Here is a 12,138-nt window from a genome sequence, read left to right as displayed (position 1 = left end):
AGCATATTTTTTGCTACAATTTTAGCCCTAACTCACAAAGCGGATTAAATTTGAGACACTACAGTGATCAGTATCAGCTGCTGTCAATAATAGCCGATATGAGGGATATTTTTTATATTTCAAGTCGGTACTCTGGACTGCCCAGCAATAAAGCCCGTTAGTTTGCCTGTTAAATGGCCGGGTTAAAGCTATCGGTATATTATTTTAAATCTGATGAAAAACAATAGACAGCCAGCTAAAGCTAAGACAGCATAAAAAAATTTCTTGACTTTATTTTTGATCAGATATAAATAGCCGCCAGAACAAAATTTTTTTGGGGGAAGTGCTATGTCTGGTTCAGGTCAGGATTTTGAGTTGGATGATAGCTTTACTGAGGAAGAAGCGCCGTTTGAGGATGAAAATGCAGGCAAGGCTGCCAGTGCCAAGGATTCCCTGCTAAAACGCCGCCTGATTGATGACTTGCTGGCTGAGCGTCGTTTGCAACGTGAACTCAAGGATCTTGATTACGATTTTGATGACATTGATGACGAGGATTTTTAGTCTGGTCCATGCAATCTTGTTCTTGGGCTAATTCAGGACTAGGAGGCATCAGATATAGCATACAAACCTAATCTGGTATCAGTTTTGGAGTTGGTTAGACAGAACGATTAAAAGCCGCTTTATGCGGCTTTTAATATGAGGTTTACAGCACCAGCACTGACGTTTTTTAGCTATTGGTTTTCAGGATGCCAAAACGCCTGAGCAGGGGAGTGATGGTAATGCCCTGTACCAGAATTGAGAAACCAACCACCACAAAGGTGACGGTAATGATCTGTGAGCGGTACACCATGTCATTGGGTAAACCCAGCGCCAGCGCCAAAGCCAGTGCACCACGCAAACCGCCCCATACCATAATATGCTGATAAGTTGCTGGAATATGGTATCGGGTATTACGAAACAGTGCAGCTACCGGATAAATAGCTACCATTCGCCCCAGCAGTACCAGCACAATTGCACAGACTGATGCCATTAACAGGTTTAGGTCAAATCGCTTGGCTTCATAAACACCAATCAATAAAAAAATAATGGAGTTGGCAATAAATGCAGCAAATTCCCAGAAGTTTTCAATAGCCTCATTGCCCCGGGTAGAAATGGCCTTGATATGGCCCAGATTACCGACCATAACACCTGTAGCTAGCGTTGCCAGCACACCAGAGCAGTGAAAATGCTCCGCTAGCATAAAGGAACCATAGGCGCCAATGGCAGTAAAGGTCAGCTCAATCAGGTGATCGGTTGTCTTGGAAAGCACGAACAGGCCCACTATTCCCACAGCAATACCTGCCAGCAAGCCACCGCCAATCACATAGCCCATGTTCATCACGATACTGACGACACTAATAGTCTGGGTGGATGAAGTCAGCGTAATGGCTAAACCAAATAACACGGCAGCCACGCCATCATTAAACAGGCTTTCCGATTCAACCAATATTTTCAGGTTGCCTTTTACCCCGGCTTCCTTAAAGGTAGCAATGACTGATACCGGATCAGTTGCCGCAATCAACACGCCAAACACGGCTGCTGCATAAACGGGCCAGTCCAGCAGGTAAAACATGCCTAAACCGGTTACAACGGCAGAGAAAAGCAGGCCAATACTGGCAATGCTAATGGTTGAAGGCATAACCTGCTTGAGTTCTTTCCACGGCAGGAACAAGGCAGCCTCAAAAATCAGCGGTGGCAATAGCGCGGTAAAAATCAGTTCCTTGGTGAGTTCAATAGTTGGAATAAATGGAAAAAATGCCATGCCAATGCCAGCAATCAACAAGCCAACGGTATAAGGAAAATGAAAGCGGCGTGCCAGCATGGCCACGAACGCAGCAATCACTAAAAGTAAACCGATCTTGGCAATAGAGAGTTCCATCATTTACCCCCTAAAAAATATATGGAATATTAAAAATTCAATTTGAATGATAAAAACAGGTGTTGGGATAAAAGTAGCTAGGATGCACTGGAAATGTACCATTTTTTGCGCAAAAAGAGGATTCTGGGCAGTAGCTAACCGGGTATAAATTATCCAGATCGAACAGGTAATAACATTATAAAGCGGAGAAAAGGCGGATATGGTTTCTGTCAGTTTTAACGCAAAATGAGCTTCAGCGCTTTAAAAAAACCTTACAACAATGGGACATTGAGTTTTCTGGTTTAAAAAATCAAAGCTAACAATTTTCAATTAGAAGAGAAAGACTTAACGTGTCATCTTTACTGAAGACAGTAAGCAAGCGTTCACAGTTTTTAATATTTAAGTTTGCAGAGGTTGTATGTCACAATATGGACAATTTTAAATGACTGGTTAAATGATATGGCAACGCTGGATTTGGATTTGCTGGCTGATTATCTGGATGGCGAACACAATGAGCACGGTCTGGATTTTGCAGCAACGCATGGTTTTTTATGTGCCTGTGTGGTGGGCCCGGAACTCAAGGACTGGCTAAGCCAGTTGTTTGAAAATAATGAAGCTAAGGTTCGAAAAGACATTATTGAGCAAATTCGCTTATGGCGTGAAGATATTCAGCAAACCCTGATTAATGAAGAAACTATTGAGTTTCCATTTGAGATTGAGGAAGCTACAGAAGAATCCAGCCTCGGTGACTGGAGCGTGGGTTTTGTGGATGCACTGTTTTTAAATGATGAAGCATGGTTTCAGGTAGATGATGCTGATGAAGAGGCTATCATCATGCTGACACTGCCGATGATGGTCTTTAGTGGCATTGAAGGCGAAACAGAAATGGACAACATTCGCCGCAATGGTGACCTGATGGATGAGCTGGCCGAAGAGATTCCGGAAAATCTGACCAAGCTGTACTTGCTGTATCATTCACCTGATGAATAAAGTTTGAGGCTTTTATTGATAAATATTGAACTAAAACAATGAAATAAAAACCTGAAAATCAGGCTGCCACATGATTAATGGATTAACCTTAATGTCATGTCTGGCGGCCTGATTTTTTTAATGTTTTAACCTGACTCCTGCTACTAAAAAAGTAATTAAGCTGATGCCTTTTTTGATGACTGCTGGTCAGTCTGTCCTTTATGTTTATAGTAGCGACGAATGGCAAAGCCACCAGCAATGACTAAAACGAGAACGATGACATTGCCAATCCCGGATAACCAGTGCGAAAATTTTTCAATATTGTTTCCTAGGTAAAAACCTGCCAGTCCTAAAATAGTGGTCCAGAGGATCGTACCCAGGCTGGTATACAGCAGAAACAAGCCAAAGGGCATCCGTGACATTCCCGCCGGAATACTAATAATGGAACGTATGGCAGGCACCATGCGGCCAAAAAATACAATTTTGCGGCCATGCTGATTAAACCAGCCAGTGGCTTTTTTCAGGTCATCCGGTTTTAGAAATAGCCATTTCCCATGACGCTCAAGCCATGACGTCAGGCGGTCTTCATGCAGCAACCGGCCAATCCAGTACAGCATGATCGCTGCCAGAATGCTGCCACAGCTGCCGGCAATGATCACACCGACAATATTTAGCTCACCCTGTGACGCAGTAAAACCCGCCGCAGGCATAATCAGTTCGGAAGGAATCGGTGGGAATACATTGTCCAGAAACATCAGCAGGGCAATACCAAAATAGCCAAGCTGTTGCATTACCTCATTAATCCAGTTGGCAACCGATGACATATTTCATATCCCTAAATTGCAGTAATTGCTATGTAAGCCAGTGAATAGCAGTTATAAAAAAAAGCACCCGAAGGTGCTTTTTATGTGTTGCACTTAATGAGTAACACGGTTCCATGCATCACGGGTTGCATCTTTGGCCTGTTCCCACTTCAGGCGGGATTCGCCTTTAAATTGATCCCAGCTACGGCCCAGATCGCTCTCGGCATCTTCAAAACGGGCATCGTTGCCATAACGCGCGCGGTTTTCATAACCCAGACGATAGGCGGGGCTGTAATCACGGTCATAGTCCAGATCAGAATAGGTTGCTGAGTTGCTGGAATAGTATGGCGTTGTGGTGTAATTGCTACGCCAGTACGCATCTTCTTCAGTTGGGTTCATGGCTTCACCAGCGGCATGACCTGCTACGCCACCAGCGACCGCACCAACCGCACCACCCACTACTGTACCAATTGGGCCAGCAGCAGAGCCAATTGCTGCGCCAGCGGCTGCACCACCAACGCCACCGACACCTGTACCTACAGGATGAGAACCTGGCTCACCAGTAATCGGATCAGCATTTAAATCATCATCATTATTGGTACGGGTGGTGTCATAGCTGCCAGTCGTGCGGTTGGTAGCACGATCCCACGCATCACGGGTAGCATGTTTGGCTTGATCCCATTTCAGGCGTGATTCACCTTTGACTTCATCCCATTTGCGGCTTAGATCATTTTCTGCATCTTCAAAGCGATGGGTCTGGTTGTAATGAGCACGGTTTTCATAACCTACACGGTAGGCGGTGCTGTAATCACGGTCATAATTTAAGTCTGGGTGCTGACTAGCTTCAGACTTGTAATATGAGGTATTGGTGTAATTTTCGCGCCAGTAGGCTTCTTCTTCTGTTGGGTTCATGGCTTCGCCAGCGGCATGACCTGCTGCTGCACCGGCAATAGCACCGATTACGCCACCAACCATCGCACCGACTGGACCGGCAACTGCACCAATAGCTGCACCAGCAGCTGCGCCACCGCCAGCACCAAGGCCTGTACCTACAGGATGAGAACCTGGTTCTCCAGTAATCGGATCAGCATTTAAATCATCGCGCGCCTCATCCGACATATTCTTAATTTGGTCGCGATCCATATTGTCTAAATTATCACGTGAACTACTCATTGCTTTACTCCAATTGACTTACAAAATTTTTAGTCTGAACAGTTACTGGAATAGCTAGTACTGCATTTCTTTCCATAAACAGGGTGTTACCCTATGTCGCTACTGTAGTTTGTCGCAAATGTAGTTGCTAAGCGTTTCTTGTTGGAAGGTTGACGTAGAAAAAAGCGTGAAGCGTAATGAAGCGTGACAGTTGTAGATAATGCGTAAACAATCTTTTAAGTCGGCTTAAAGATTGCTATTCAAAACTAATAAAAATATTTGTGACGTAAAAGTGGAAGACCAAAATAACCGTGAAAAACGTAAAAAAACGGGCGTACATATAATGCAGGCCCGTTTTAATTTTATTGATGCTAGTAGTTAAGCCAAGTTAACTTAAGCGTTTAGCAGATAGCAATTAAAGTCTTTTGCGCTTGGCTTTGGTGAGCTGCGACTGGCGCATACGAAAGCCTGACTTTTGTTGCTCGGTGGTTTTATCAATGCAATATACGCAGCTTACACCCAGTTCATAGCTGGGCAATTCAACTTCTTCAGGCGATAACGGCCAGCCACAGGCATGGCATTTTACGCTTTCACCTTCCTGTACGCCATGCGTTACTCCGGTGCGATTGTCAAATACAAAACATTCGCCTTCCCACAGGCTTTGTTCAGCCGGGATTTGTTCCAGATAGTTTAAAATGCCGCCTTTAAGGTGATAAACCTCTTTAAATCCTTGTTGCAATAGCAGACTGGTGGATTTTTCACAGCGAATACCGCCTGTGCAAAACATGGCAATTTTTTTGTCTTTGGCATCGCTCAGGTTTTTTTCAACATAGTCGGGGAATTCACGGAAACTTTCGGTTTGTGGATCAATGGCATTTTTAAACGTACCGGCTTTATATTCGTAGTCATTGCGGGTATCAATCAAAATGACATCGTCCTGTTGAATAAAGTCATGCCATTCTTCAGGATTGAGATAATGACCGACCTGTGAACGTGGAGCAACTTCCACGCCAAGCGTGACAATTTCCTTTTTCAGCTTGACCTTGGTTTTGCGAAATGGCTTCTCGGAACTTGAGGATTCCTTGTATTCCATGTTGGTAAACCCGCAATCCATAAGGTACTGGTGCATCTGGTCAATGGCAGCCCGCGAACCGGCCACCGTGCCATTGATGCCTTCGCCGGCCACAATCAGGGTGCCGCAGATGTTAAGTGAGCTAAGCAAATCTAGTAATTGTTGCTGTAAGGCTGATGGATCGGCAACCGGATGAAACTGATAGAGCGCCGCCACAACCCAGTTTTGATCAGCCGTGCCTGCATTGACAGGGTTTTGATCGATGGTGGTTGTAGAAGACGCAGGTGCAAGCTGCTGGTCTAATGTTGCGGACATGGAACGCTCCTAAAGAGTCTGCCTAAATACATAAACAGGAAAATGAGACGCGCATATTCTACTGGTTTGAACTACAAAGCGCGATAAATTCCATAAAAAAATTATGGTTTAATTGCGCTCATGGCAACAATAATAAAATAGCTAAAATTTTCATTGGCTAAACACAAGAATAAAAAATGGTTATTGTCTATATATAGATTTTCATATTTAATAAACTACTAGATATTGTGTTTTTATTAACCAATATTGGTTATAAAAATAGGCTATAAAAATAGGCTATAAAAAAACTGGAGGTTCACTTGACTGCTGCCTTAACGCCTTGTGCCGGAAAGTGCTCAACCGTGTTTGGTGATAGTGTTTGTCGTGGCTGCCGTCGCTTTAGCTATGAAGTGATTCACTGGAATCGCTATTCGCTGGATGAGCAAAAGCTGATTTGGCAACGACTGGATAGCCAGCTTGACCAGATTTTATTGCCACTGGTGCAAATCCGGGATGAACAGGCACTGGATGAGTTCCTACGCTCGCAACAGGTGCGCTTGCTGGAGAATGCCTCGCAAGGTCGCAAGATTTATCATGCCTTACGGATTTGCCAGCGTAATCCCGCCTGCCATGAACGGGCAGGATTGAGTGTTGCATCAGAACATGTGCAAAAAACCTGGCAGTTGTTTGAGCAGCGTATTTATTCACTGGCCGTGGCCAGTTTTGAATTGGCTTGGTTACGGGCAGCGCAATTTGGCGAAACGGCTACGGAAACCAGTTTATAAAATCATTATCCAACTGAATAAAGAGAAATAAAAAAGGAAGGCCAAAACCTTCCTTTTATTGATGCACAACTTTAAATCGAAGAGCTTAAATCCTAAGATTCGAATAATCAAAACTTAATGATTTAAAGTCCGGTTTGCTGCCGGTATTGTACCAGTTCATCAATCGTTAAAATCACCAGATCATGCTGTAGTGCATAATCCAGAATTTGCTGGTCGCGTGCCATGCTGCCGTCCGGGTTCATTAGTTCGCATAAAACGCCAGCCGGTTTTAGGCCAGCCAGCCGGGCCAAGTCCACACTGCCTTCGGTATGGCCCTTGCGGCTCAGCACGCCCCCGGATTGCGCGCGTAATGGAAACACATGGCCGGGACGCGCCAGATCATCGGCAACTGCATTGTCATCAATGGCAGCCAGAATGGTTGTTACCCGATCGGCAGCAGAAACACCAGTACTAACGCCATGTTTTGCTTCGATGGAAACTGTAAAGGCCGTGCTAAAGCGGCTCTGGTTGTCCTGCACCATGGGCGCGAGCTGCAAATGATCGGCCAGCGTATCTGGGATGCACAGGCAAACAATACCACTGCCATCACGAATCATGCGTGCCATGCTGTCTTGTGAAATCTTTTCGGCAGCAACAATCAGGTCAACTTCGTTTTCACGGTCAAAGTCATCCATGAGCAGTACAGGTCGGCCTGAACGCATATCGGCCAGTGCGCGGGAGATTCGTTCCGATGCAGGTGCAAGCTGGTCAAAAAACTGCGGCTGCTGCATCACTTGTTCAGCAGGCAATAATTTTGAATGAGAAGAAGAAGGAGGTAAGGAAAGTTCAGACTGGTTTTGCAACGCTTGGGAAATATAACTGGACATTGAAATGCTCTTGAAAAATGGACAATGAACATTTCAGGACTGCTTGAATAAAAGCGTACACAATGCCATACCTCAACAGGCCATAAGTAGCCTGAGCTGTACACCATTGATAAATTGCACATCTTCTTTCATCCGGACTATACCGTCGGCCTTGGAATCTCACCAAATCTGCCTGCATCCAGAGGTTTCGGCTCGCGGGCTTGTGAATGCAACTTGATATCTTACTGATAATTTGCTGATCCACTTACCGCCGGTGGGGAATTACACCCCGCCCTGAAGAGTAGCCTGTATTGTAAACCTGTTTTGCTAAATCTATCCATCTTGACAAAGCGGCTTAACAATAAGTTTAAAAGATGATGAAAAAATAGCAAAAAGCAACTTGAACAATACTAATTTTAGCTATATCTTTTTTATATCTGAATTTAAATATGGGAAGGTAAAGATGTCTGAATCTACTTTGCCCGCGGGTAACAAGCAACGTGGTTTTGGTCATGGCGGGTTACGGCTGGTCCTTTTGAGCCTGATCAATGCGCAGTCACGGCATGGCTATGACCTGATCAAAGCCGTGGAAGAATTAACTTCCGGTCATTATCGCCCCAGTGCGGGCATGGTTTATCCCTTGTTAGGGCAGTTGGTGGAACAGGGACTGATTAGTGCTGAAGCCACGGCTGGTGTAGAAAGCAAAAAGCAGGTGTATGCCATTCAGCCTGCTGGCAAAAAAGTATTGGCTGATGAAGCTGCCCGGGTGGAACATATCTTTGCCCGGGTGCGCCAGCGTGCAAAACAGCCAATTCAGGTTACACGTGCGATTGAAAACTTTAAGCTGGCAGTGCGGCTTAAGCTGGGTAATGAGGTGCTGACTACTGCACAGGCCAACCAGCTCACCGAAATTCTGGACAATGCAGTGCGCCAAATTGAACAATTGTAAGCAGTTGAAGATTATTTATTGATTGAATTTTTAAAAATAGCAGAGGTCAGTCATGCAACAGAATGAACAAAACTCACGACTTGGGCAGAACTCGCAACCTGAGCAAAACTGGGAACCTAAAAAAGCCTACCGCGTGCGCCACCCACTTAAGCTGCGTAAGGCAAGCGTACAGCAGATTGAGGAGCTAGGGCCTAATATGCGGCGTATTGTGTTAATAGGGCCGGACTTTGCCGACTTCACAAGCGCCAGTTTTGATGATCATGTGAAAGTATTTTTTCCCGATGCCCAAAGTGGACAACTGGTGCTACCGCAGTTGGAAGGACAGGGCATTGCAGTGAGTGATGGGCCAAAGCCAATCATGCGGGACTATACACCCCGCTATTTTGATAACCAGCAACATAGCCTGACCATTGATTTTGCCTTGCATGAAGCAGGCCCGGCTTCGGACTGGGCCAGACGGGCGAAAGTGGGTGACGAGCTGGGTATTGGCGGGCCACGGGGTTCGATGATTATTCCCATGGATTTTGATGGCTATGTGCTGATTGGTGATGAAACAGCGTTGCCTGCCATTGGCCGCCGTCTGGAAGAATTACCGCGCGACAGTCAGGTACTGGTCATTGCAGAAGTGGACTGCCAGCAAGATCAACTGAACTGGGAGTGCCCGGCAGATACTGAAATCATGTGGGTGCAACGCATGGGGCAACCCATGGGACAAGCAGACCTGTTTTTGCAGGCCTTTAAACATGCGCCTTTTCCGGAAAAAGAGTTTCATACCTGGATTGCCGCAGAAACCAACGTGGCGCGCCAGCTACGCAAAACCCTGATTGAAGACTATGATGTGAATAAAAAATACATTAAGGCTGCCGGATACTGGCAACTGGGCCAAAGTGACTCGCATCAGGTACTCGAAGACGAATAGCTTCTGGGTTTTAGTCATCAAACAAACTGACATAAAGCAAAACGCTATTGTTGCCAGCAAACTAGTTCATTAAAAACCTGCCTGACCTTAAAAAAACAGGCAGGTTTTTTATTAGCCAGAGAAAGCTGGGGTTTGATGTCAGTAAAGTCAGCATATAGAAGAATTATTTTCTAGGACATCCTGCTTATTGCTGGCTAATCCGCTATGCTTGCCAGCAATTTTTAGCAACACATGACTTTTTTCTATGGCCCTTAAAGCAACCATTTATAAAGCTGATTTGCAAATTGCCGACATGGATCGCCACTATTATGCCGATCATCAGCTTACACTGGCGCAGCATCCTTCTGAAACCATCGAGCGACTGATGATGCGCATTCTGGCATTTGCCCGTTTTGCCGATGAGCAGCTCACCTTTACCAAAGACTTGTTTGAAACAGATGAGCCTGCCTTGTGGCAAAAAGACCTGACTGGCCAGCTGGAAAAGTGGGTTGAAGTGGGCTTGCCGGATGAAAACAAGGTTAAAAAAGCAAGTGCACGCTGTCCCGAAGTGGCTGTGATTGCTTACGGTACGCAAGTGGAGGAATGGTGGAAGCGCAATAGCAAGCTGGCCAATATGAACAATGTCAGTGTATGGCAGTTACCGCTTGCCACCACGCAGGCGATTCAGGACTTGTGCGAACGTACCATGCAGTTGCAGCTGAATATCATGGATGGGGAGTGGACATTATCCAGTGATAAAGGCAGCGTTACCGTTGAATGGATTGCGTTAAAATAATGGATCAACCCGCATAACCAATTGATATAATCAAACCATGCATAACATTAAAAAAATATTAAAAATGCTGGGAGCCGGTGTGGCACTCCCGGTTGCCTTATTGCTGGCTGGCGGTGTGTCATCGGCAGAGACATGGACGGCGCCAAGTCAGTCACAAGGTCTTGCAAAACTGTTGCAAGCCAGCCAGCAACATCAAAAATCTTCGGCTGTGATTGAGCAGGCGATTGCAGCCAAGGATATTTATCCGGTCATTAACGGTAAAGCATTTAAACGCTTAAATTCACTGGCTGCGGTGCATCAGCAACTGGGTAAGCCTGTTAAACTGCTGTCTCAGGGCTATGATGACTGTAACGGGCAGGATTTCCCCCGGCTGCTGGACTATGGCTCTTTTCAAGTCAATGAATACACACTGCAAGTGCAAAGCCTGTATTTTAATGACTCACGCAATCGTTTGATGCTGCTGGGCAAGCCTATATCTGGCCAAACCTCAGAGCTGGAATTTTTAAAGTACTATAGCGGAATGTATGGGGTTTACGCGCCACATCAGTATACATTTGAGCAGGAAAGCGGCTTAACGCAGTACCGGTTTGAATTTAAAAACGGCAAACTGTGGCGTTATGCATTTTTTCAGGATGACTGCTAGGAATAGATTAATGACCACTGAACTACAAATTACCGATCTGCTGGAAGGCACAGGCAAAACATGCGTTAAGGGCGCACTGATTACCACCCATTATACCGGTACACTGGAAGATGGCACCGTATTTGATACATCGTTGAATAAGGGGCAGCCCTTTCAATGTGTGATTGGTACGGGCCGCGTGATCAAGGGCTGGGATCAGGGTTTAATGGGAATGAAAGTTGGGGGCAAACGCAAGCTGTTCGTGCCTGCGCATCTAGGCTATGGCGAGCGCCAAATTGGCAAGATTCCGCCCAATTCCAACCTGATTTTTGAAATTGAATTGCTGGAAGTGCTTACCCGCGATGATTGAGCCTATGCATTGCCACGCTAGCAGCCTTCCTCAACTTTTAAGTAAAGCAGCGCAGGTATAAGCTGCAAATTAAGCAAATTTTCAGGAATGGCTACAAAAGTTAGTGATATAATTTGCGTGCTTAACTTTCTGCTTAACTGAATGTTGACATACATTAAAAAATGACACGGACTCTGCTATGGCACATCAATTCACCATCAATGCAACCATTCCTGGTATTTCAATAGACGACTTTAAGCGACTGGCTGCTGATAAATCACTGCATGAAGCGGTGTGCCGTCGTATTCCCGGTGAAAATCTGGAAATTCTGGAATCCAATATTCAGGGCAATACCTATACCTTACGCCGTGAATACAATCTGGATGTGAATATTCCTGATGTGGCCAAAAAACTGCTGAAAAATGCTTTTCGTCTAAAACGCACTGACATTACTAATTTAACTGCACTGACTTCTACGGTTGAGCTGGGTGCTAACCTGCCTTTGGAAGCAAAGGGTGAGCGCACAGTAACTGGCGACAGCAATAAACTGAATGTGACCATGGTCTGGACAGTGAAAGTGAAAGTACCCTTGGTTGGCGGTATGCTGGAGCGCCATGCTGAAGGTGAAATTCGCCGCTTTACCCAACTGGAACTTGATATTGTTGAAGATGAAGCCAAAAAACAGCTTCAAGCTTAAACATAAAGACTCTCCGCAAGGGGAGTTTTTG

13 protein-coding genes, 2 pseudogenes and 1 riboswitch are annotated in these 12,138 nt (G+C 45.4%); of the genes and pseudogenes, 9 read left to right on the top strand and 6 right to left on the bottom strand.

Features of this window, described 5'->3' with window-relative positions; all coding sequences use genetic code 11:
* Nucleotides 1–327: 327 nt before the first annotated feature.
* Nucleotides 328–540 carry a PA3496 family putative envelope integrity protein gene (locus tag Q337_RS0106270; protein WP_026470871.1) on the top strand — a complete coding sequence of 71 codons (213 nt, stop codon included), beginning with the start codon at nt 328–330 and terminating at the stop codon, nt 538–540.
* Nucleotides 541–706: 166 nt separating this feature from the next.
* On the opposite strand, the gene Q337_RS0106265 is transcribed toward Q337_RS0106270, so the two are convergent.
* Nucleotides 707–1,900, bottom strand: coding sequence for a cation:proton antiporter (locus Q337_RS0106265; protein WP_026470870.1), 1,194 nt, complete (start codon nt 1,898–1,900; stop codon nt 707–709).
* A 435-nt stretch (nt 1,901–2,335) separates the two neighbouring features.
* Here Q337_RS0106265 and Q337_RS0106260 point away from each other — a divergent pair, with 435 nt between their 5' ends.
* A complete protein-coding gene (locus tag Q337_RS0106260; protein WP_026470869.1) occupies nt 2,336–2,866 on the top strand; it encodes a YecA/YgfB family protein in 531 nt (176 codons plus the stop codon).
* A gap of 155 nt (nt 2,867–3,021) precedes the next feature.
* On the opposite strand, the gene Q337_RS0106255 is transcribed toward Q337_RS0106260, so the two are convergent.
* The 4 genes and pseudogenes from Q337_RS0106255 to trhO all read right to left on the bottom strand — a co-directional run bounded on the left by Q337_RS0106255 (nt 3,022) and on the right by trhO (nt 6,187).
* A complete protein-coding gene (locus tag Q337_RS0106255) occupies nt 3,022–3,669 on the bottom strand; it encodes a DedA family protein (RefSeq protein ID WP_026470868.1) in 648 nt (215 codons plus the stop codon).
* Nucleotides 3,670–3,762: 93 nt separating this feature from the next.
* Nucleotides 3,763–4,236: pseudogene (locus Q337_RS19195) on the bottom strand (hypothetical protein); the annotation flags it as partial.
* A gap of 45 nt (nt 4,237–4,281) precedes the next feature.
* A pseudogene (locus Q337_RS19190) lies at nt 4,282–4,821 on the bottom strand (hypothetical protein); the annotation flags it as partial.
* A 394-nt stretch (nt 4,822–5,215) separates the two neighbouring features.
* The gene (gene trhO, locus Q337_RS0106240) at nt 5,216–6,187 is read right to left on the bottom strand and encodes an oxygen-dependent tRNA uridine(34) hydroxylase TrhO (protein ID WP_026470867.1); all 972 of its coding nucleotides are present in this window, start codon (nt 6,185–6,187) and stop codon (nt 5,216–5,218) included.
* 299 nt (nt 6,188–6,486) lie between these two features.
* Here trhO and Q337_RS16965 point away from each other — a divergent pair, with 299 nt between their 5' ends.
* Nucleotides 6,487–6,951 carry a DUF1289 domain-containing protein gene (locus tag Q337_RS16965; RefSeq protein WP_228133088.1) on the top strand — a complete coding sequence of 155 codons (465 nt, stop codon included), beginning with the start codon at nt 6,487–6,489 and terminating at the stop codon, nt 6,949–6,951.
* Nucleotides 6,952–7,073: 122 nt separating this feature from the next.
* Here Q337_RS16965 and ribB read toward each other — a convergent pair whose 3' ends face one another.
* Complete coding sequence (gene ribB, locus Q337_RS0106230) at nt 7,074–7,721, bottom strand: 3,4-dihydroxy-2-butanone-4-phosphate synthase (protein ID WP_034279584.1); 648 nt, start codon at nt 7,719–7,721, stop codon at nt 7,074–7,076.
* Between the two features lie 212 nt (nt 7,722–7,933).
* Nucleotides 7,934–8,102, bottom strand: a riboswitch (FMN riboswitch).
* Between the two features lie 157 nt (nt 8,103–8,259).
* On the opposite strand from ribB, the gene Q337_RS0106225 reads away from it, so the two are divergent.
* The 6 genes from Q337_RS0106225 (at nt 8,260) to Q337_RS0106195 (ending at nt 12,107) form a co-directional block, all read left to right on the top strand.
* On the top strand, nt 8,260–8,745 hold the full coding sequence (locus tag Q337_RS0106225) for a PadR family transcriptional regulator (RefSeq protein ID WP_026470865.1): 486 nt from the start codon (nt 8,260–8,262) through the stop codon (nt 8,743–8,745).
* A gap of 52 nt (nt 8,746–8,797) precedes the next feature.
* A complete protein-coding gene (locus Q337_RS0106220; protein ID WP_084494734.1) occupies nt 8,798–9,664 on the top strand; it encodes a siderophore-interacting protein in 867 nt (288 codons plus the stop codon).
* A 244-nt stretch (nt 9,665–9,908) separates the two neighbouring features.
* On the top strand, nt 9,909–10,439 hold the full coding sequence (locus Q337_RS0106215; protein ID WP_026470863.1) for a YaeQ family protein: 531 nt from the start codon (nt 9,909–9,911) through the stop codon (nt 10,437–10,439).
* Nucleotides 10,440–10,476: 37 nt separating this feature from the next.
* Entirely contained in the window at nt 10,477–11,082 is a 606-nt protein-coding gene (locus tag Q337_RS0106210) for a hypothetical protein (RefSeq protein ID WP_026470862.1), read from the top strand.
* A gap of 10 nt (nt 11,083–11,092) precedes the next feature.
* The gene (locus tag Q337_RS0106205) at nt 11,093–11,431 is read left to right on the top strand and encodes an FKBP-type peptidyl-prolyl cis-trans isomerase (RefSeq protein ID WP_026470861.1); all 339 of its coding nucleotides are present in this window, start codon (nt 11,093–11,095) and stop codon (nt 11,429–11,431) included.
* Nucleotides 11,432–11,609: 178 nt separating this feature from the next.
* Entirely contained in the window at nt 11,610–12,107 is a 498-nt protein-coding gene (locus Q337_RS0106195; RefSeq protein WP_026470860.1) for a DUF2505 domain-containing protein, read from the top strand.
* Nucleotides 12,108–12,138 lie beyond the last annotated feature (31 nt).

Source organism: Alkanindiges illinoisensis DSM 15370, assembly GCF_000619845.1.
Lineage (GTDB): Bacteria > Pseudomonadota > Gammaproteobacteria > Pseudomonadales > Moraxellaceae > Alkanindiges > Alkanindiges illinoisensis.
This window is presented reverse-complemented; position numbering and strand designations above follow the sequence as displayed.

Coding starts and splice junctions, on each gene's coding strand:
- Q337_RS0106215 (WP_026470863.1), top strand. CDS start 9,909: ATGGCCCTTAAAGCAACCATTTATAAAGCTGATTTGCAAATTGCCGAC.
- Q337_RS0106195 (WP_026470860.1), top strand. CDS start 11,610: ATGGCACATCAATTCACCATCAATGCAACCATTCCTGGTATTTCAATA.
- trhO (WP_026470867.1), bottom strand. CDS start 6,187: ATGTCCGCAACATTAGACCAGCAGCTTGCACCTGCGTCTTCTACAACC.
- Q337_RS0106255 (WP_026470868.1), bottom strand. CDS start 3,669: ATGTCATCGGTTGCCAACTGGATTAATGAGGTAATGCAACAGCTTGGC.
- Q337_RS0106270 (WP_026470871.1), top strand. CDS start 328: ATGTCTGGTTCAGGTCAGGATTTTGAGTTGGATGATAGCTTTACTGAG.
- Q337_RS0106210 (WP_026470862.1), top strand. CDS start 10,477: ATGCATAACATTAAAAAAATATTAAAAATGCTGGGAGCCGGTGTGGCA.
- Q337_RS0106205 (WP_026470861.1), top strand. CDS start 11,093: ATGACCACTGAACTACAAATTACCGATCTGCTGGAAGGCACAGGCAAA.
- Q337_RS0106225 (WP_026470865.1), top strand. CDS start 8,260: ATGTCTGAATCTACTTTGCCCGCGGGTAACAAGCAACGTGGTTTTGGT.
- ribB (WP_034279584.1), bottom strand. CDS start 7,721: ATGCAGCAGCCGCAGTTTTTTGACCAGCTTGCACCTGCATCGGAACGA.
- Q337_RS0106220 (WP_084494734.1), top strand. CDS start 8,798: ATGCAACAGAATGAACAAAACTCACGACTTGGGCAGAACTCGCAACCT.
- Q337_RS0106265 (WP_026470870.1), bottom strand. CDS start 1,900: ATGATGGAACTCTCTATTGCCAAGATCGGTTTACTTTTAGTGATTGCT.
- Q337_RS0106260 (WP_026470869.1), top strand. CDS start 2,336: ATGGCAACGCTGGATTTGGATTTGCTGGCTGATTATCTGGATGGCGAA.